This window comes from Serratia sp. PL7, assembly GCF_945957435.1.
Genome location: NZ_CAMFLB010000001.1, coordinates 1,416,829 through 1,436,493, shown reverse-complemented (window position 1 = coordinate 1,436,493; position 19,665 = coordinate 1,416,829). Strand labels below are relative to the sequence as shown.

Annotated in this window: 19 protein-coding genes; 8 read left to right on the top strand and 11 right to left on the bottom strand. The window is 61.8% G+C overall.

The window, feature by feature from the left end; genetic code table 11:
* Window positions 1-364 precede the first annotated feature (364 nt).
* A complete protein-coding gene (locus N6G83_RS06650; RefSeq protein ID WP_260514944.1) occupies window positions 365-1,258 on the top strand; it encodes a helix-turn-helix domain-containing protein in 894 nt (297 codons plus the stop codon).
* A gap of 33 nt (window positions 1,259-1,291) precedes the next feature.
* On the opposite strand, the gene rsxC is transcribed toward N6G83_RS06650, so the two are convergent.
* The 4 genes from rsxC to N6G83_RS06630 form a co-directional block, all read right to left on the bottom strand.
* Window positions 1,292-3,472, bottom strand: a complete 2,181-nt coding sequence (gene rsxC, locus N6G83_RS06645; RefSeq protein ID WP_260514942.1) for an electron transport complex subunit RsxC — start codon at window positions 3,470-3,472, stop codon at window positions 1,292-1,294.
* Window positions 3,465-4,037 (bottom strand): electron transport complex subunit RsxB, encoded by a 573-nt coding sequence (gene rsxB, locus N6G83_RS06640; protein ID WP_004938428.1) that lies wholly within the window; start codon window positions 4,035-4,037, stop codon window positions 3,465-3,467. Before rsxB ends, rsxC begins: the two co-directional genes overlap by 8 nt.
* A complete protein-coding gene (gene rsxA, locus N6G83_RS06635; RefSeq protein ID WP_004938443.1) occupies window positions 4,037-4,618 on the bottom strand; it encodes an electron transport complex subunit RsxA in 582 nt (193 codons plus the stop codon). Before rsxA ends, rsxB begins: the two co-directional genes overlap by 1 nt.
* Window positions 4,619-4,753: 135 nt before the next feature.
* Window positions 4,754-5,194, bottom strand: coding sequence for a DUF2569 domain-containing protein (locus tag N6G83_RS06630; protein WP_016927891.1), 441 nt, complete (start codon window positions 5,192-5,194; stop codon window positions 4,754-4,756).
* A 222-nt stretch (window positions 5,195-5,416) separates the two neighbouring features.
* Between N6G83_RS06630 and N6G83_RS06625 the strand changes: the two genes are divergently transcribed.
* On the top strand, window positions 5,417-6,457 hold the full coding sequence (locus tag N6G83_RS06625) for an oxidoreductase (protein WP_025302687.1): 1,041 nt from the start codon (window positions 5,417-5,419) through the stop codon (window positions 6,455-6,457).
* 72 nt (window positions 6,458-6,529) lie between these two features.
* The gene (locus N6G83_RS06620) at window positions 6,530-7,534 is read left to right on the top strand and encodes a bile acid:sodium symporter family protein (RefSeq protein ID WP_049295494.1); all 1,005 of its coding nucleotides are present in this window, start codon (window positions 6,530-6,532) and stop codon (window positions 7,532-7,534) included.
* An 11-nt stretch (window positions 7,535-7,545) separates the two neighbouring features.
* On the opposite strand, the gene N6G83_RS06615 is transcribed toward N6G83_RS06620, so the two are convergent.
* The 3 genes from N6G83_RS06615 to N6G83_RS06605 form a co-directional block, all read right to left on the bottom strand.
* A complete protein-coding gene (locus tag N6G83_RS06615; RefSeq protein WP_260514940.1) occupies window positions 7,546-8,091 on the bottom strand; it encodes an AAA family ATPase in 546 nt (181 codons plus the stop codon).
* Between the two features lie 110 nt (window positions 8,092-8,201).
* Window positions 8,202-9,200 carry an adenosine deaminase gene (gene add / locus N6G83_RS06610; RefSeq protein WP_260514938.1) on the bottom strand — a complete coding sequence of 333 codons (999 nt, stop codon included), beginning with the start codon at window positions 9,198-9,200 and terminating at the stop codon, window positions 8,202-8,204.
* 135 nt (window positions 9,201-9,335) lie between these two features.
* Window positions 9,336-10,091 (bottom strand): DeoR/GlpR family DNA-binding transcription regulator, encoded by a 756-nt coding sequence (locus N6G83_RS06605; protein WP_025302690.1) that lies wholly within the window; start codon window positions 10,089-10,091, stop codon window positions 9,336-9,338.
* A 97-nt stretch (window positions 10,092-10,188) separates the two neighbouring features.
* On the opposite strand from N6G83_RS06605, the gene N6G83_RS06600 reads away from it, so the two are divergent.
* Window positions 10,189-10,785 carry an NUDIX domain-containing protein gene (locus N6G83_RS06600; RefSeq protein ID WP_260514937.1) on the top strand — a complete coding sequence of 199 codons (597 nt, stop codon included), beginning with the start codon at window positions 10,189-10,191 and terminating at the stop codon, window positions 10,783-10,785.
* Complete coding sequence (locus tag N6G83_RS06595) at window positions 10,782-11,150, top strand: hypothetical protein (protein ID WP_049210140.1); 369 nt, start codon at window positions 10,782-10,784, stop codon at window positions 11,148-11,150. The genes N6G83_RS06600 and N6G83_RS06595 overlap by 4 nt, the downstream gene beginning before the upstream one ends.
* 32 nt (window positions 11,151-11,182) lie before the next feature.
* Here the strand turns inward: N6G83_RS06595 and N6G83_RS06590 are convergent, their stop codons facing one another.
* Window positions 11,183-12,364 (bottom strand): MalY/PatB family protein, encoded by a 1,182-nt coding sequence (locus N6G83_RS06590; RefSeq protein WP_025302693.1) that lies wholly within the window; start codon window positions 12,362-12,364, stop codon window positions 11,183-11,185.
* Window positions 12,357-13,976, bottom strand: coding sequence for a maltose/glucose-specific PTS transporter subunit IIBC (gene malX / locus N6G83_RS06585; RefSeq protein ID WP_043143292.1), 1,620 nt, complete (start codon window positions 13,974-13,976; stop codon window positions 12,357-12,359). The genes N6G83_RS06590 and malX overlap by 8 nt, the downstream gene beginning before the upstream one ends.
* Before the next feature lie 223 nt (window positions 13,977-14,199).
* Here malX and N6G83_RS06580 point away from each other — a divergent pair, with 223 nt between their 5' ends.
* A complete protein-coding gene (locus N6G83_RS06580) occupies window positions 14,200-15,231 on the top strand; it encodes a Mal regulon transcriptional regulator MalI (protein WP_147823743.1) in 1,032 nt (343 codons plus the stop codon).
* On the opposite strand, the gene N6G83_RS06575 is transcribed toward N6G83_RS06580, so the two are convergent.
* Entirely contained in the window at window positions 15,228-16,109 is an 882-nt protein-coding gene (locus tag N6G83_RS06575; protein ID WP_260514936.1) for a LysR family transcriptional regulator, read from the bottom strand. The genes N6G83_RS06580 and N6G83_RS06575 overlap by 4 nt on opposite strands.
* 206 nt (window positions 16,110-16,315) lie before the next feature.
* Here N6G83_RS06575 and blaSRT point away from each other — a divergent pair, with 206 nt between their 5' ends.
* Window positions 16,316-17,452, top strand: a complete 1,137-nt coding sequence (gene blaSRT / locus N6G83_RS06570; RefSeq protein ID WP_260514935.1) for an SRT/SST family class C beta-lactamase — start codon at window positions 16,316-16,318, stop codon at window positions 17,450-17,452.
* A gap of 26 nt (window positions 17,453-17,478) precedes the next feature.
* Here blaSRT and N6G83_RS06565 read toward each other — a convergent pair whose 3' ends face one another.
* Entirely contained in the window at window positions 17,479-18,387 is a 909-nt protein-coding gene (locus tag N6G83_RS06565; RefSeq protein ID WP_025302698.1) for a LysR family transcriptional regulator, read from the bottom strand.
* Between the two features lie 102 nt (window positions 18,388-18,489).
* Here N6G83_RS06565 and N6G83_RS06560 point away from each other — a divergent pair, with 102 nt between their 5' ends.
* Complete coding sequence (locus N6G83_RS06560) at window positions 18,490-19,653, top strand: serine hydrolase domain-containing protein (RefSeq protein ID WP_049208133.1); 1,164 nt, start codon at window positions 18,490-18,492, stop codon at window positions 19,651-19,653.
* Window positions 19,654-19,665 lie beyond the last annotated feature (12 nt).

Below are 19,665 nucleotides of genomic sequence, written 5' to 3'. Positions count from 1 at the left end.
AGTAACGATACCTTCTGCGCCGCGCCTGCGGCAGTTTCGATGCGCCGAATTGCGGGCGCGGCAAAAAATAATAGCCGAGCATTCTACCTGATTCGATGCGAGGGTAATACGCCTTAATGGTAGGGGTATTCGGCTTTCCGCACATCTGGCGATCGGGACGGCGCGATTTGATTTTTTTTTGGCCGGTAAATGGGCTAACGTGAGGAATTGTCAGTGGAACTTGTGCCGCCATCGACCGCGGAAAATGGGTTAAGCGTCTGAATGAGATATCATTTTTCTCCAGATTTCCGCACAAAATAACAACTTTCACATAATCCGTGTAGGTTACTATCGCGAACATTATTGAGTCAGTGAATCCATAATAATGACAAATGAAGACATTTTTTTTATTGAAGAGATAATTGAGTGGGTGGAGATACATCTGGAGAAACGGCCAAACCTGGATGAAGTCGCGCGTATTTCGGGCTATTCCAAGTGGCATCTGCAGCGTAAATTCAAGCGTATTACCGGCATTCAACTCGCCACCTATATCCGTTCGCGCATCCTGACGCGCGCCGCGGTGGCGCTGCGCATTACTCGCCGCTCCATCATCGACATTTCCGATGAGCTGGGCTTCGATTCACAGCAGACCTTCACCCGCATGTTCAAGCAGCGCTTCGGCACCACGCCCAATCGCTACCGCTCGATGGCGCACTGGGACGTGAAAAACCTGATGCCGCGCTTTAACTTCGAAGCCAGCTACGGTGCCGGTTATTATCCGGAAGTGAAGCGGTTGACGCTGCCCGACATGCAGTTGGTCGGTTTCACGCGTCGGTTGGATTTCGCCTCCGAACAGGAGCTGGAATATTCTTCCTGCATGGCGATGAAGGACGAGATTTTCAACGACTTCTTCAAGGGGTTGCACGTTGACTGTCGGCGAATTTACAGCATTTATTCTCCTCATGCCGGGGAGGGCGACGAGCTCTCGTCCACGTTGGTGATGGCGGTCGATCCTGAACACAAAAAGGATATTCTTTCCAACCATCAGATCGACACCTTCCATCTGCCGAGCCGCGAGTTTATCTCCATCAACCATAAGGGCACGGCGAAAGAGTGTCTGCAGTTTTTCGGCTACCTGATGTCGCATGTGATGCCGGGGCTGAAGGATGAGGTGCGCGGCAGTATGGAAATGGAGATCATTCAAACCAAAGAGTGGAATCCGGAATCCAAACTGCGCCAGATTGAAGTGGATTACACCTACCTGATTTCTATCGATTAAACGGCACCCGGGGGCGGCCAGGCGCCGCTGTCATCATTTGTCTTCCGTTTCCGCCGTCAGCGATTCCCTGGCGGCTTTTTTGGCTTTGGCGCGGGCGATAGCCGCTGCCACCGCCGCCTTGCGCGGGTCTTCCTCGACGGCAGCCGGAGCCGGTTCCGCCGCTGCAGGAGCATCCGCCTGCTGCGCGGCTTTCTTGGCTTTTACACGTGCCAGTGCCGCGGCAACCGCGGCTTTGCGCGGGTCTTCCTCGGCGGCAGCCGGAGCCGGTTCCGCCGCTGCAGGGGCATCGGCCTGCTGCGCGGCTTTTTTGGCTTTGGCGCGGGCGATAGCCGCTGCCACCGCGGCCTTGCGCGGATCTTCCTCGGCGGTTGCCGGAGCCGGTTCCGCCGCTGCAGGGGCGTCAGATTGTTGCTCCGCTTTTTTGGCCTTCACGCGCGCCAAGGCGGCAGCAACGGCCGCTTTCCGCGGATCGTCCTCTGTTGCGGCCGGCGCTTCTTTACGCGCTTTCACGCGGGCCAGCGCCGCGGCCACGGCGGCTTTACGCGCGTCGTCGCCGGTGGCCGCCGGCGGTGCTTTCGTTTCCACCTCGGCAGCCAGCTGGGCACGTCGTTCGCGCGCCTGCGCTTTACGTGCTTCGCGGGCAGCGTTCATCTCGCTGTTGTCCGGCTGCTGGCCGTCGACCGGCGTAACCGCCGCTTCGGCATTCTTGCTGCGTACGCGCGCCAGCGCGGCCTGCACCGCGCCCTGATCGTCGTCGGTCAGTTTCACGGCGGCCTTTTTATGTCGCTCTTCGCGCGCCAGTTTCTCGCGCTCCAGACGGGCCTGCTTGGCTTCGAAACGCGCCTTGGCCTCGGCGGTGCGCGCCGCCTCCAGATCGATAGCCTTGATTTCGGCCTTTTCCTGCCGGTAGTACTGCACCAGCGGAATGTTGCTGGGGCAGACGAACGCGCAGGCGCCGCACTCGATGCAATCGAACAGGTTGTGGTTACGTGCCTTGTCGTGCTCCTGCCCGCGGCTGAACCAGTACAGCTGTTGCGGCAGCAGCCCGGCGGGGCAAGCGTCCACGCACAGGCCGCAGCGGATGCAGGATTGCTCGGGTTCCTGCGGCGTCATTTCATCGACCGTCGGCGCCAGAATGCAGTTGCTAATCTTGACGATTGGCACGTTCAGCGCGGGCAGGGTGAAGCCCATCAGCGGGCCACCCATGACCACCATCTGCTGCGCCTGCGGGCGGAAACCGGTGAAGTCAAGCAGGTGCTGCACCGGCGTGCCGATGCGCGCCCACAGGTTACCGGGGCGCTCGATCGCCTCGCCGGTCAGGGTCACTACGCGCTCAATCAGCGGTTCGCCGTTGACGATCGCTCGCTTGATGGCGAAGGCGGTGCCGACGTTTTGCATCAATACGCCGATAGCGGAGGAGTGTTTGCCGTGCGGCACTTCCTTGCCGGTCAAAATTTTGGTCAGCTGCTTGGCGCCACCGGACGGGTATTTGGTCGGGATGACGCGTAGCGCAATGCTGGACTGGCCGCGTAACGCCTGTTTCAGCGCCGCGATTGCCTCCGGTTTGTTGTCTTCGATGCCGATCAGCGTGAGCTTGGGTTGCAGAATGTGTTGCAGGATCTGCGTGCCTTCAATGATCTGATCGGCATGTTCCTGCATCAGGCGGTCGTCGGCGGTGATGTAAGGCTCGCACTCGGCGGCGTTGAGGATCAGCGTTTCCACGCCGCTCATGCCGCCTTGCAGCTTGCTGGCGGTCGGGAAACCGGCGCCGCCCAAACCGGCAATGCCGGCCTGATGAATACGTTGAATCAGTTCCGCGACAGGGGATTGACGATAGTCCGCCACCGGATCGCGCTCGCACCAGCGGTCTTCCCCGTCTGCCTCGATTATCACGCACAGCTCCGTCAGCCCGGACGGATGGGCGGTGATGTGCGGCGTAATGGCGCTGACGGTGCCCGAGGTCGGGGCATGCACCGGCACGGTGCGGCCGCGGCCGACGGTCAGCGGTTGGCCTTTCAACACCCGATCGCCGGCGTTGACGCACAGTTCGCCTTCCGGCCCCAGGTGCTGCTGCAGCGGAATGATAAAGGTCTTGGGCAGGGGAGCGACACGCAGCGGCGTACCGCTGGACTGCGTTTTCATTTCCGGTGGATGGATCCCGCCGTCGAAATCCCAGATCCGGTCTTTTTTAAAGGCGGCGAACAGATTAAGCATGTTGCTCCACGTGGATCACTTGCACCGGGATCGTCTTCATGTCCCACTTCCAGTTGGCGGTGGTGGTAGCGACCGGTCTCATTTCAATACAGTCGGTAGGGCAAGGGGCGACGCACAGATCGCAGCCGGTACAGAGGTCGGTAATGACGGTATGCATGGCGCGGGTGGCGCCGACGATGGCGTCCACCGGGCAGGCCTGAATGCACTTGGTGCAACCGATGCAGTTGGCCTCGTCGATATAGGCCACCTTACGCTCCGGCTCGGCGGCGGCTTCGCTACCCAGCGGCTGCGGCTCTACGTTGAGCAGCTCCGCCAGTTTCAGCATCACCTGTTCGCCGCCTGGCGCGCATTTGTTGATCATCTCGCCGTTGGCCACTGCCTCGGCATAGGGGCGACAGCCGGGGTAGCCGCACTGGCCGCACTGGCTCTGCGGCAGGATTGCGTCGACCTGCTCGGCGACCGGATCCTCTTCCACCTCAAAACGGCGCGCGGCGTAACCCAGCACCAGTCCGAACAGCAGCCCGAGCGCGCTTAAAGCCGCGATAGCTATCCACAACGCAGTCATTAGAATTTCACCAGCCCGGTAAAGCCCATAAAGGCCAGCGACATCAGCCCGGCGGTGATCAGCGCGATCGAGGAGCCGCGGAACGGCGCCGGGACGTCGGCGACCGCCAGACGTTCGCGAATGGCGGCGAACAGCACCATCACCAGCGAGAAACCGGCGGCGGCGCTGAAGCCGTAAACGGCGGACTGCAGGAAGTTATAGCCGAGGTTGACGTTAAGCAACGCTACGCCCAGCACCGCACAGTTGGTGGTGATCAGCGGCAGGAAGATGCCCAGTAGGCGGTAGAGTGCCGGGCTGGTCTTGCGCACCACCATCTCGGTGAACTGAACGACGACGGCGATCACCAGAATGAAGGAGAGCGTGCGCAGATACACCAGATCCAGCGGAACCAGAATAAAGGTGTTGATCACCCAGGCGCTGACGGAGGCCAGCGTCATAACGAAGGTGGTGGCCATTCCCATGCCGATGGCGCTTTCCAGCTTCTTGGAAACGCCGAGGAACGGGCACAGGCCAAGAAACTTCACCAGAACGAAGTTGTTCACCAGTACGGTGCCGACAAACAGGAGCAGGTATTCGGTCATTGCGATGCCTAAAAAAATAAAAGCCGCCTATTATCGGGAATCGGCGGCCGGACGACAACATATGAATCGCAGGGGTATTGCCTTTTTTGGTGAAAATTTACACAAATCACCCAATAAAACGTGCTGCAACTCCCTTTAACGTTCGGTAAAGGTCCCTTTGACCCGCTGCGAACGCTTGATGTAAGGCACCAGCAGCGCCGCCATCAGCAGCGGCCAGCCGAGGCTGCGCACCGCCACTTCATCCGGCACCGGCGCGAAGGCGAAGGCTTTCACCGCCAGAATTACCGTGATTAGCAGCCATAACAAGAACAGTTTGGGGAAGCGCTGCGAGCGCTGGCAAAACAGAAACACCAGCCACAGGGTGAAGCCCCACATCAAAAGCGTGGTCAGCACCGAAAAGTACCATTGCAGGGTAAATGCCTGGGCGTTGGTCAACAGATAGTCGCGCGACTCGGGCATGAAGATCGCCATGGCGTACAGGAGCAGCATCAGGCTGGCGCTGAGCAGGGTGACGATCAGATAGGCCAGCGGGGCCAGCAACCAACCGCCGATACGAGTGTATTCAGCTTGAGACATAAAGGCTTCCTGATTGAAACGGGGATCACAGGCGGCATAGCTTAGCGGGTAATATAGGCTTCGTCATCTCTATCAACCGGATAGCTCGGCATCGCGACGCCGGGCCGCACGTTTGGCTACGCCGGCCTCGCTTCGAATTAACATCTCATTTACTTCTTGTTCCATCCGGCCGCATGGTGTCAAATCGAAAGGGTCTGTCGTGAGCCAGCAAGAGGAAATCCCATGGCTGAGAAAATTCGTGTCGGGCTGGTCGGTTACGGCTACGCCGGCAAAACCTTTCATGCGCCGCTGATTGCCGGTACGCCGGGGCTGGAGCTGGCCGCCGTCTCCAGCAGCGATGCCGGCAAAGTGCACGCCGACTGGCCGTCGATGACGGTGGTGGGTGGTGCGCAGGCGCTGTTCGCCGATCCGGCCCTCGATCTGATCGTCATTCCTACCCCCAACGATACCCATTTCCCGCTGGCACAGCAGGCGTTGGCCGCCGGCAAGCACGTGGTGGTGGATAAACCGTTTACCGTTACATTGTCACAAGCGCAGGCGCTGCAACAGCAGGCACAGCAGAGTGGTTTATTGCTGTCGGTGTTCCACAACCGCCGCTGGGACAGCGATTTCCTCACCCTTAAAGCGCTGTTAAACGACGGTTCGCTGGGCGAGGTGGTGTATTTCGAGTCACATTTCGATCGCTATCGGCCGCAGGTGCGCCAGCGCTGGCGTGAACAGGGCGGCGTCGGCAGCGGTATCTGGTTCGATTTGGGACCGCATCTGCTCGATCAGGCGCTGCAACTCTTCGGCAAACCCGAACGGCTGTTTGTCGATCTGGGTGAGCTGCGGCCGGGGGCGCAGGCGGTGGACTATTTCCACGCGCTGCTGAGCTATGGCGATCGCCGTGTGGTGCTGCACGCCAGCATGCTGGCTGCGGCAGAGAGCCCGCGCTACGTGGTGCACGGCACCCGTGGCAGCTATGTCAAATATGGCCTGGATCCGCAGGAAGACCGACTGAAGGCCGGTGAGCGCCTGCCACAGGCCGATTGGGGCTATGACATGCGCGACGGTGTAGTGACGCTGTCACGTGACGATCTGCTGGCTGAGAAACCGCTGCTCAATATTCCCGGCAATTACCCGGCTTATTACGCGGCGGTGCGCGACGCGATTGCCGGCATAGGCGAAAATCCGGTGCCGGCCGCCGACGCCATCGCGGTAATGGCATTGATCGAACTGGGGTTGGAATCGGCCCGGCTGCAGCAGGCGCTGCCGGTGGTCTGATCCCGTTCATTCCTCTGTGCCCGGCGCAACGTCGGGCCTTTTTACGACTTTACGTGCAAGGAAATCCGTTTCATGTCCTGGTTGCAGCGTTTGCGCATTGATAAATTTTTGCTGGTTCTGATTTTGGTGGTGATCGTCGCCTCGCTGTTCCCCTGCGAAGGCATCTGGAAAACCTTCTTTGAACACCTGACCACCGCCGCCATCGCGCTGCTGTTCTTTATGCACGGCGCCAAGCTGTCGCGCGAGGCGATCATCGCCGGCATGAGTCACTGGAAGCTGCACCTGCTGGTGTTCCTCAGCACCTTTGCGCTGTTCCCGCTGCTCGGGCTGGCGATGAACCTGCTGGTGCCGGGCATCATGACGCCGACGGTCTATCTCGGCTTCCTCTACCTGTGCGCGCTGCCGGCCACGGTGCAATCGGCCATCGCCTTTACGTCGGCGGCGGGCGGCAACGTGGCGGCGGCGATCTGCAGCGCCTCGGCATCGAGCATTCTCGGCGTGTTCCTGTCGCCGCTGCTGGTGGGGGCGTTGATGCATACCCAGGGCGGCAATACCGACGTATTGCACGCCATCGGTTCGATCATTCTGCAATTGATGGTGCCATTTGTGGTCGGTCACCTGGCGCGGCCATTGATCGGCAAGTGGGTCGATCGCCATCGCAAGTTGATCAACCTGACCGACCGTTCATCGATCCTGCTGGTGGTGTATACCGCATTCAGCGCGGCGGTGGTGGAAGGGATTTGGCACCGTATCGACGGTTGGTCGCTGCTGACCATCCTGGTGATGTCGCTGGTGCTGCTGACGGTGGTGCTGGTGATCAACACCTATGCGGCGCGCTGGCTGGGCTTCAACACCGCCGATGAGATCACCATCGTCTTCTGCGGCTCGAAAAAGAGCCTGGCGAACGGCATCCCGATGGCCAACGTGCTGTTCCCGGCCGCGGCGGTGGGCGCCATGGTGCTGCCGCTGATGATTTTCCACCAGGTTCAACTGATGGTGTGCGCGGTGCTGGCGCAGCGCTATGCGCGTAAAACCGCTAAACAGCGGGCCGAGGCGGAGGCGCTGGTGGCCAAATAGGCCGCAGGCCGCTAACGGTGGCTCAGCGCGTCGAGCAGAAAGTCGGCGCGCTCATCGGGTGAAACGCGCGGCAGCGCTTGCAGCCGATAGCCATAACGGCGATAGATGGCCACCATCGCCCGATAGGTCTGCTCGGCTTCGGCGAAAGACTGTTTCCTCTCGCTGTCCTGCGCATAAATCGCTCGCCACGGTGGGGTGATGAACACCGTATCGGCATAGCGAAAGGCGTCGATCGCCGCCGTTAAGGGGGCGGGGATCGATAATCCGCACAGCGTCAGGTAACCGGCGATATCCGGCAGGCCGCGATCGAAGAACCAACATGTTGCACCCGCCGCTTCGCGCCATGAATGCAGTTCCCAATCGAGCATCCGCTCGGCGAAAGCCTGACGATCGCCCCACGGTAGCGCATTACCCCCAATATTCACCTGATGCTGAATAATCGCCCGGCCCGCCTCCAAGGAGTGCGGGTAACCACGGCGATGAAGAACGTCGATGAGCGTGCTTTTGCCCGAACCCGGGCCGCCGGTCAGCACGATGCGGCGTAGTTTGTCAGACATACGGAATTCCTCTCTTGCCACAGAGTGATGGGGTGAAAACAGCGATAAAGACGAGCAGGCGGAAGAAAACGGGGGATGAGAAGAAGGCGCCGTTTGGCGCCTTGGGAGATTTAGCCCTGCACTTTGGCGTGCAGTGCCTGTTTTTCCTGTTCGCTGAGGAAAGCCAGCTTCAGGCCATTTTCCTGAGCGGTGCGGATTTCTTCCGGCGTCAGCCCGGCCTGCGGCGCGGCGACGCGGTATTCATGCTCGATCTCGATGCCCTGAACCGCCGGATCGTCGGTGTTGATCGACGCCAGCACGCCGTGGCGCAGGAAAGTGGCCAGCGGATGCTGCGCCAGCGACGGCACGGTGCTGGTCTGGATGTTGGAGGTCAGGCAGGACTCGATGCCGATGCCGTGTTCCGCCAGGAAGTCCATCAGCGCTGGATCTTCGACCGCTTTCACCCCGTGGCCGATACGTTCGGCGCCCAGCTCGCGGATCGCCTGCCAGATGCTTTCCGGGCCGGCGGCTTCGCCCGCGTGCACGGTGATGCGCAGGCCGGCGTCGCGCGCGCGGTTGAAGTGGCTGAGGAACAGTCTACCGGGGAAGCCCAGCTCATCGCCCGCCAAGTCCAGCGCGGTAATGCCGTCGCGGTGCGCCAGCAATCCTTCAAGTTCCTGCAGACAGGCAGCCTCGCCGAAGGTGCGGCTCATGATGCCGATCAGGCGAATGTCGATGTCGCGATCGCGGCAGCCCGAGCGGATCCCGTCGATCACCGCTTCCACCACGCCGGCGACCGGCAGCTGATGCTTCATCGCCATGTAGTAAGGGGAAAAACGCAGCTCGGCGTAGTGCAGGCCGGCGTTGGCGGCGTCCTCGACGTTTTCGTAAGCCACCCGGCGGCAGGCGTCCAGATCGCCCAGCACCGCCACGCCCCAGTCCAGTTTCTGCAGGAAGCTGACCAGATCCGGTTCGGCATGGGTGATCTGCACGTGCGGGCGCAGGCTCTCCAAATCGTTGGCCGGCAGGGCGAGATTGAACTGGCGACCGAGGTCGAGAATGGTCTGCGCGCGGATGTTGCCGTCGAGATGGCGGTGAATGTCGGTAAGCGGTAGGCGGGGATCGATCATGCTGGGCACTCGCTAATTTTCGTAGGTAAAGTGCAGAACAGTATAAAAACAAATGGATGAAACTTGCCATCGCGTTGCATAAAAAAGTGACGTGAATCACAAATAATGCGAGATATATCGCATTATCGTCGTGAATCAGGCTTTCAACACGCTGACGCCCGCCTGCTGCAACGGCGCGATCAGCGCGTCATCGGTAGCCCGCTCAACGATGATGGTGTGCGCCAGCGTAATATCGCCGATCGCATACTGCGAGGCGGCGTTAAGCTTGGCGGCGGAAGCCAGCACCACGGTTTCCGCCGCGCGGGCCGCCAGCGCGCGTTTGATGTAAGCCTCCTCCAGATCGCCGGTGCTCAGCCCCGCAGTGGGGTGTACGCCGGTCACGCCCATAAAATAGAGATCGGCGCGAATATGCGACATCGCTTCCACCGCGGCGGCGCCGACGCTGACGATCGAATGCTTGTACAGCCGGCCACCGATCAGAATCACCTCGACCGTGGGGTGATCGACCAGGCCCACGGCGACGCTGGGGCTGTGGGTGACGATGGTGGCGTTGAGGTTGGCCGGCAGTTGCCTGACCAGCTCTGCAGAGGTGGTGCCTCCGTCGATAATCACTACCTGGCCGGGGGCGATCAGCGCCGCTGCCGCTTTGGCGATCGCGCGTTTGGCGCCGGATTCCAACTGATTGCGTTCGGCAAAGCTGGCAATGGCGGAAGAAACCGGCAGGGCGCCGCCATGCACCCGCTGTAGCAACCCTTCGGCGTCCAATTCGCGCAGATCGCGCCGGACCGTATCTTCCGACAGCCCGAACATTTCGCTGAGCTGCTTGGCTAACACCTGGCCGTCCTGAGCCAGTTTTTCCAGGATGATTTTCTTGCGTTGGCTGGTCAACATGGCCATTTTCCTCTCAAATTTGGTTTGCACGAAATATCTTGATCATACACGAAACTGCACGATAGTATCAATTTCCTTCCTCTGGCGGAGTAAACCGATGATAGCCACTAAAGACAGGGTTCGCATTGTCGAAACCCGGATGTTGTCCGATGACTGGTACCTGCTGAAAAAAACCACCTTTGATTTTCTGCGGCGCGACGGCGTCTGGCAGCGGCAAAGTCGCGAGACCTACGATCGCGGTGATGGCGCGGTCATTTTGCTGTTCAACCGGCAGGCGCAAACGGTGATCCTGACGCGCCAGTTCCGCTTTCCGGCCTTCGTCAACGGCCATGACGGCATGTTGATTGAGGCTGCCGCCGGGTTGCTGGACAACGCGTCGCCGGAGGCACGCATCCGCGCCGAAGCGGAAGAGGAAACCGGCTATTTCGTGCAGAGCGTGGAGAAAGTATTCGAAGCCTATATGAGCCCAGGCTCGGTCACCGAGAAGCTGCACTTTTTCGTCGGCGAATATCAGGCGGGCGACCGCATCAACGAGGGCGGCGGGTTGGCGGCGGAGGGGGAAGATCTGGAGGTGCTCGAGCTGCCGCTGGCGCAAGCCCTGCAGGCGATTCGCCAGGGCACGATCGTTGACGCCAAGACCATCATGCTGCTGCAGTTTGTCGCCTTGAACCGGACGTTGGAGGAAGAACGATGAAAGCACAACAAATCTTGATTGCTGGCCCTTATCGCAGCGGCACCGATGGCGATCCGCAGCGTATCGCCGCCAATCTGGCGCGCCTGGAACAGGCCGCGCTGGCGGTTTACCAGCGGGGGCACGTGCCGGTGATCGGCGAGTGGCTGGCGCTGCCTTTGGCGGCGGCGGCAGGTTCCACTCAGGTTGGCGATGCGGTGAGCGAGGCGTTTCTTTACCCGGTGGCGCATCGGCTGATTGCACAGTGTCAGGCGGTGTATCGCATCGAAGGGGCGTCTGCGGGGGCCGATAACGACGTGCGGCTGGCCAACGAGTGGGGATTGACGGTTTATCATCATCTGGAGGAGATCCCGTCTGTTCAGTCGTAACGCCGGGGCGGGCAGAGGCTCGCCCCCTCGCGTTATTGCTCGTCCAGCACCAACCTCAATCCGGCGATCAGCTTGTCCATGCCGGCCTCCAGCTTGCTGCGCGGGCAGCCGACGTTGAGACGCAGGAACCCGCGGCCTTCCTCGCCGTAGGTAAAGCCCGGCATGATCGCCACCTTTTCACGCTCGATCAGCACCTGCTGCAGCGCCCGATCGTCCACGGCCAGCGGCCGCAGATCGATCCAGGCCAGGTAGGTGGCCTGCGGCGGGCGCCAGCCCAGCGCGGGAAACGCCTGCTCCAGCCGCTCGGCGACGTAGGTCAGATTATCCTGCAGGTAGTCGCGCAGGGCGTCCAGCCAGGGTTCGCCGTGGCGGTAGGCGGCCACGTGCGCCGCCACCGCCAGCACCGCCGGCGAGGAGAGGCCATCGCGGGCTTTGAGCTGCTGGAAATAGGCTTCGCGGCTGGCGTCGTCACTGATAAAGCCGTAGGCGCCGGTTAGCGCCGGAATGTTGAAACTCTTGGAGCCGGAGGTCAGCAAGGCCCAGGCGCCGCTCGCCACCTGGCTCCACGGCGTATGGCGGTGTTCACCCCAGACCATGTCCATGTGGATTTCATCGCTGATCACGCGCACGTCATGGCGCTCGCACAGTTCGGCCATCTGCTGCAGCTCGTCGCGGCGCCACACTTTGCCGGTGGGGTTATGCGGGCTGCACAGCAACAGGATCTTGGTCTGCGGCCGCGCCAGCAGCGCTTCGAGATGCGCCATGTCGCAGCGCCAGTCGTCCCCGGCCTTGTGCAGCGGGCAGGCCAGCAGCTGGCGCTGGTTGGCGAGGATCACCTTGTAGAAGGCGTCATAGGCCGGGGTATGGGTCACCACATAGTCGCCCGGTATGGACCATTGGCGGATCAGCTGCGCCGCCATGTAGATAACGGAAGGGCCGTACACCGCCGTTGCGGTGTCGATAGCGGTGTTGAAGCGTTGCTGATACCAGTGGCGCAGCGCGCCGAGAAAATCCTCATGCTGCCAGCGGCTGTAGCCCAGCACGCCGTGCTGCAGGCGTTGCTGCAACGCCTCGAGAATGCACGGCGCGGTGGCGAAATCCATATCGGAGATGGTGAACGGCAGCAGGTCGTCGCTGCCGAAACGATCGGCGATATAGTCCCACTGGGTGCACCAGGTGCCGTGGCGGTCGATCGGGGTGGAGAAATCAAACATGGGTGGCTCCCTGCAGCGCCGCGGCAGGTTGCGCCGTGGCTATCAGTGAGTCTAATTCATCCTTCACCGATTGCACCTGCGGACCGATCACCACCTGCAGATTATGGTCGTTGAGATGCACCACGCCGATGGCGCGGTGGGCCTTCAGCGCCGCGTCGTCCACCTGACTCATATCGTTGACCGACAGGCGCAGGCGGGTGATGCAGTTGTCCAGCGTGATAATGTTGCCCGGGCCGCCGAGCGCCGCCAGAATCGCCGGCACGTTGTAGCCGGATTTGCCCACCGCGCCACTCGTCGCGCTTTGGCTGACGGCGCTGTCGCTCTCACGGCCCGGCGTTTTGATGTTAAAACGCTGGATGGCGAAGCGGAAAATGGCGTAATAGCCGACGAACCAGACGGCGGCCACCACCGGCACCAGATACCACTTGGTGGCGGTGCCGTGCAGAATGCCGAACACCACGAAGTCGATGATGTTGCCGTCGGTGTTGCCGATGGTCACGCCCAGCAGCGCCATCACGGTAAAGCCCAACCCGGTGAGCAGCGCGTGGATCAGATACAGGAACGGCGCGACGAACAGGAACAGGAACTCGATCGGCTCGGTGGTGCCACCAACCACGCAGGCCACCACGCCGGAAATCAACAGCCCTTTGATTTTATGACGGTTCTCCGGCTTGGCGCAGTGGTACATCGCCAGCGCCGCGCCCGGCAGGCCGCCGAGAAACGCCGGCATTTTACCCTGCGACAGGAAGCGGGTGGCGCTCTCGGCGAAGCCGGTGGTGGTTGGGCAGGAGAGCTGCGCCTGGAAGATGGTCAGGGCACCGCTGACGCTGTGGCCGCACACCTCCATGGTACCGCCCGCCTCGGTAAAGCGGATTAGCGCCACCAGAATGTGCTGCAGGCCGAACGGCAGCAGCAAGCGTTCGCCGGTGCCGAACAGCATCGGGCCAAAGGCGCCGGCGCTGTTGATCACCCAGCCCAGCCCGGTGATGCCGGCGGCGAACCACGGCCAGATCAGCGGGATCACCAGGCCGCACAGGCCCAGCACCACGGTGGTGACGATCGGTACGAAGCGCGTGCCGCCGAAGAACGCCAGTGCGTCCGGCAGGCGGATGGTGTGGAAGCGTTCATGCAGGCGATAGACGATGATGCCGACGATCACCGCGCCGAGGATACCGGTATCGATCGACTGAATGCCGAGGATGTTCTGGATATTGTTGGCTTTCAGCACCAGCGGATCGCTGGTGGGCAGCACGCCGGCGGCGGTCAGGTAGAAGTTGGTGCCCAGATTCAGCACGGCGAAGCCGACGAAGCCGGAGAAAGCGGCGACGCCTTTGTTCTCACGCGCCATGCCCAGTGGAATGGCGATGGCGAACATCACCGGCAGGAAGCTGAAGGCGAAGGAGCCTACCTTGCTCATCCAGGTAAAGATCAGCTGGAAGATCGGGTGGCCGATAAACGGCATCAGGGTGATCACGTCGCGGCTGCTCAGCGAGCTGCCGATCCCCAGCATGATGCCGCAGAAAGAGAGCAAGGCGACGGGCAACATGAAGGTTTTGCCCAGGCTCTGGAAGAACTCCCAGAGGGTGATTTTGGGTTTGTTGGCTGCTGACATAACCGACTTCTCCTGGCGAAAAGACGAGCAAAAAGGGGACTTCTGATTAGGTAAAAAGAAGATAAAACGTTTTACCTAGCAAAAATGCGCCGCCAATCACAAATCTGTCGCCCGGTTTTTGGCGACAATGCGGCAGGCAGTAAAACGTTTTACTGAGCTAACGGATTCGGTATACCCTTGATCATTACGGCGCGGGTTGCCCAGGAACGGGTTCGCAGAGACTATGAGCATCAAAAAAATCACCATCACCGATGTGGCGCAGCAGGCGGGCGTGTCGGTCACCACGGTTTCCCTGGTGTTGAGCGGCAAGGGGCGCATTTCGCCGACCACCGTCGAGAAGGTCAATCAGGCGATAGAGCAGCTGGGTTATGTGCGCAATCGCCAGGCGGCGACGCTGCGCGGCGCGGAGTCCGGAGTGATTGGCCTTATTCTGCGCGACATCTGCGAACCCTTCTATGCCGAAATGACCGCCGGGCTGAGCGAGGCGCTGGAGGCGCACGACAAGCTGCTGTTTTTAACCCAGAGCGGGCGCGATGGCCAAGGCTTGCAGCGGGCGTTTGACGCGCTGCTGGCGCAGGGCGTTGACGGCATCGTGCTGGCGGGCGGCATCCGCGCGGCGGCGGGCCTGAAGGAAAAGGCGGCCGAGCAGAGCGTGCCGCTGGTGTGCGTGGCGCGCTCCAGCGGTCTCGAGGGCGTGGACGTGGTGCGGCCGGACAATATGCAGGCCGCCAAGCTGGCCACCGAATTTTTGATCAAACGCGGCCACAGCCAAATTGCTTACCTCGGCGGCCAGAGCGACTCATTGACGCGCGCCGAGCGGCTGGGCGGATTTTGCGCCACGCTGGTACAGTACGGCCTGCCGTTTCGCAGCGAATGGATCGTCGAGTGTGATTGCCGGCAGCGTGAGGCGGCGGAAGCGGCGGAACAGCTGCTGCGCCACTACCCGAACATTACCGCCATCGTTTGCCACAAGGCGTCGGTCGCGCTCGGCGCCTATTTTGGCCTGACGCGCAGCGGCCGCAGCATCGGCTCGGACGGGGTCGACGCCTACTACGGGCGGCAGGTGGCGCTGATCGGCTTCGGCGACGTGCCGGAAGCCGAACTGACCGAGCCGCCGCTGACCTTCGTCTCCAGCTCGGCGCGGGAAGTGGGGCGCAGTGCCGCCGCGCGCCTGCTGCAGCGCATCGGTGACGCTGACCTGCCGGCGCAGAACGTCATTCTGCCGCCGACGCTGATCCGGCGCGGTTCTGCCTAGCCCTGCCGCTGCTCCTCTTCCGCCTCCCGGCGGATCCAACCGATAAAGGTTTTCATCGCCGGCGTCAGATCCCGCGACTTCAAATGGGTCAGCCAATAGGCGCCGAGCGCGGCCTCGGTGGCAAACGGCCTTTGCAGCGCGCCGGCGGCCAGTTCGCGGCGGAACATGCTGACCGGCGCCAGCGCCACGCCATCGCACTGGATCGCGCCTTCCACCATCAGCCTTGACGAGTCGAACACCGGGCCGTTGATCCGCCACGGCGTCACCTGCGCCGCCGTGAACCAGCGCTCCCATTCATCCTTGCGGTAGGTGCGCATCAGCTGCTCGTGCTGCAGATCCTGCGGCGTGCTCAGGCGCGCGGCGACCGTCGGCGGGCAGAGCACCGTCAGCGGCGCGTCGAACAGCTTAATATTGCAGGTGGCGGGCCAGAGGCCTTCGCCGAAGCGGATGGCGAAATCCATACCGTCGGCCGACAGATTGACCAGATTGTTGTGGGTTAGCACCCGCAGATCGATAAACGGGTGCGCCGTGCGGAACGCCGCCAGCCTCGGCATCAGCCAGCCGACGGCGAAGGTGCCGACCACCGCCACCGTCAGCACCTCGTGGAAATGCCCGCCTTCGAACTGCTGCAGCACCGCCTCAATGCTGTCGAAGGCGTCGCTCAACACCGGCAGCAGCGCCTGACCCTCTTCGGTCAAATCGAGCCCGCGCGGCAGGCGGCGGAACAGCTGGATGCCCAGCTGTTCTTCCAGCATGCGTACCTGCTGGCTGATGGCGGCCTGGGTCACCCGCAGCTCCAGGCCGGCGCGGGTGAAGTTCAGGTGGCGGGCGGAGGATTCGAACGCCCGCAGGGCGTTGAGGGGAAGTCGATTGCGCATTGTCGATAGCCATAAGTTTTTCTTTATGCTGGCTGAAATTATTATCGCTTGTCAACCCGGCGGCAAAATCCGATATTTGGCGCGGCTGCTGAGAGCGTCGCGGCAGCCGTAAAGGAATGACATCATCAATCAGGGAAAGCGTCGTGTATAACGCCAACAAAAACTTTTGGCCGCGGCCGATGCCCTGCAACCTAAGAGCTTCTATCATGACGAAAATGAACCGCCTGGCGGCCGCGCTGATCGCCGCACTGATCCTGCCGACCGCGCACGCCGCGCAGCAGCAGGATATCGACGCCGTTATTCAGCCGCTGATGAAAAAATATGGCGTGCCGGGCATGGCGATCGCCGTGTCGGTCGACGGCAAACAGCAGATTTACCCGTATGGCGTTGCCTCGAAGCAGACCGGCAAACCGATCACCGAGCAGACGCTGTTCGAAGTGGGGTCGCTGAGCAAAACCTTCACCGCGACGCTGGCGGTCTATGCGCAGCAGCAGGGCAAGCTGTCGTTCAGCGATCCGGCCAGCCATTATCTGCCTGAGCTGCGCGGCAGCGCCTTCGACGGCGTCAGCCTGCTGAATCTGGCGACCCACACATCCGGCCTGCCGCTGTTCGTGCCGGACGACGTGACCGACAACGCCCAACTGATGGCTTACTACCGGGCCTGGCAGCCGAAGCACCCGGCGGGCAGCTACCGCGTCTATTCCAACCTCGGCATCGGCATGCTGGGCATGATCGCCGCCAAGAGCCTCGATCGGCCGTTTATCCAGGCGATGGAGCAGGGCATGCTGCCGGCGCTGGGCATGAGCCACACCTACATTCAGGTGCCGGCGGCGCAGATGGCCAACTATGCCCAAGGTTACAACAAGGACGATAAGCCGGTGCGCGTCAACCCCGGCCCGCTGGACGCCGAATCTTACGGCATCAAATCCAACGCCCGCGATCTGATTCGTTACCTGGACGCCAACCTGCAGCAGGTGAAGGTGGCGCAGCCGTGGCGCGAGGCGCTGGCCGCCACGCACGTCGGTTATTACAAGGCGGGTGCGTTCACGCAGGATCTGATGTGGGAGAACTACCCGTATCCGGTGAAGCTGTCGCGTTTGGTTGAAGGCAACAACGCCGGGATGATCATGAACGGCACGCCGGCCACCGCCATCACGCCGCCGCAGCCGGAATTGCGCGCCGGCTGGTATAACAAAACCGGCTCTACCGGCGGTTTCTCCACCTACGCGGTGTTTATCCCGGCGAAGAATATCGCCGTGGTGATGTTGGCCAACAAGTGGTTCCCGAATGACGATCGCGTCGAGGCGGCTTACCACATCATCCAGGCGCTGGAGAAGCACTGACGCTCAGGGGCGCCGGCGAGGCGCCCCTACCACCGATGCTGCCGTTCACGCCGCTCGCGCATGAAATCGATAAAGGCGCGCAGCTTGAGCGGCAGATGCCTGCCGGCGGGAAAGTAGATGAAAAATCCCGATGCCTCGCTGGCATACTCCGGCAGCACTTCCACCAGTTGCCCCTGCGCCAGTTCTTGCACCACCGTGCCCTGAAAACGCTGTGCGATACCCAGGCCCGCCAATGCCGCATCCTTGATCAACCGATCCTCGTTAAAGATCAAACTGCCGCTGACGTCCAGCGCGCGTTCATCGTCGCCCAGGCTGAAATACCAGGGCTCCATTTTTCCGCTGCCGGGAAAGCGGTAGCGCAGGCAGTGGTGAGCTGGCAGATCGTCCGGCGTGGCCGGTACGCCGCAGCGCGTCAGATAGTCGGGCGAGGCGACCAGCACCCGGCGCTGGCCGTTGTCGATTGGCACGGCGATCATGTCCTTTTGCAGCATCGCGTGCATGCGAATGCCGGCATCGAAACTGCCCAGTACCAGATCGGAAAAGCGGTCTTCGGTAAACAGCTCAAGCTGTACTTCGGGATAGCGCCGTTGAAATTCCGCCAGGTGCGGCATCACCAGCAGCGAAGCGGCCAGTTGCGGCAGCGTGATGCGCAGCAGGCCCGCCGGCTGTGCGCCCAGGGTGCGCACGTCGTCTGCCGCCACGTCGATCTGGCTCATGGCCGGCGAGACCTTCTGATAGAACAACCGGCCCTCGTCGCTGAGGCGCACCGAGCGGCTGGTGCGGTGAAATAAGCGCACCCCCAGCTGATTCTCCAGCGCCTGAATGTTTTGTGACACCGCCGGCGGCGTGACGCCCAGTTGGTTGGCTGCGCGGGTAAAGTTGCCCAGGCGTGCGACGGCTTCGAAATAGGGCAGCAGTTGCAGGAGTGAACTCATCTATTAATAACCTGTGCTTAATGATTCATTAAATTATGCCTTATTTTAATTTATGACGAACGTTTTAGACTGGTTTTACTTTCCCTCAGCGAGATAAAAATCATGTCGGCAACACAACGGGCGTTAACAGAACGGATCGCGGCGATCGATCAACAGGCGATGGCCGAAGGGCGCATCGTGGGCAGCGTGGTGCTGGTGGCGCGGCAGGGCGAGATTTGTTACGCCGGCGCGGCCGGTTATGCCGATCGCGAAGCGCGGCGGCCGATGCGGCGAGAAACGCAGTTTCGGCTGTCGTCGGTTTCCAAACCCTATACCACGCTGGCGGCGCTGCGCCTGATTGAACGGGGCAAGCTGAGCCTGGACGATGCGGTCAGCGACTGGCTGCCGTGGTTTACCCCGGCGCTGGCGGATGGCCGGCGCCCGACGATCAAGATCCGTCATTTGCTGAGTCATACCGCCGGGCTGGACTATCGGCTGAACCAACCGCCGGCAGGCGTTTACCATCAGTTGGGGATCCAGGACGGCGTGGAGCTGTCGACGCTGACGCTGGAGCAAAACCTGCGGCTGTTGGCGCAGGCACCGTTGCTGTCGCAACCGGGAGAGCGCTTCAATTATTCGCTGGCTATCGACGTGCTTGGCGCGGTGTTGGAGCGGGTGACGGGCATGCCGCTGCCGCAGCTGTTTGTCGAATGGGTGGCGCGGCCGCTGGGGCTCGGCAATACCGCGTTTTATACGACGGACGCCGCGAATCTGGCGACGCCGTATTACAACACGCCGCAAGGGCCGCAGCGCATGCATGAAGGCCTGCGGGTGGCGCTGCCGGAGGAGATGGCGGGGGGCGAGGTGCTGTTTTCACCCGCGCGGGCGCTTAACGCGGAGGCTTATCCTTCCGGCGGCGCGGGCATGGTCGGCGATGCCGACGATGTGCTGCAGCTGGTGGAAGCGTTGCGCAGCGGTGGGCAGGGCATCTTGCAGCCGGACACGGTGGCGTTGCTGCGCAGTCCGCATGTGGGGGCGCAGGCGCAAACGCAAGGGCCGGGCTGGGGATTTGGTTTCGGCGGCGCGCTGCTGGTGGACGCAGAAGCGGCGCAGACGCCGCAGCATGTCGGCACGCTGACCTGGGGCGGCGTTTATGGCCACAGCTGGTTCTTTGATCCACAGGCGCAGCTGAGCGTGGTGATACTGACCAACACCGCGTTTGAGGGCATGTGCGGCCGCTATCCGCAGCAGATCCGCGATGCGGTGTATGCGGCGCTGCAGGGGTAAATAAAAAGGGCC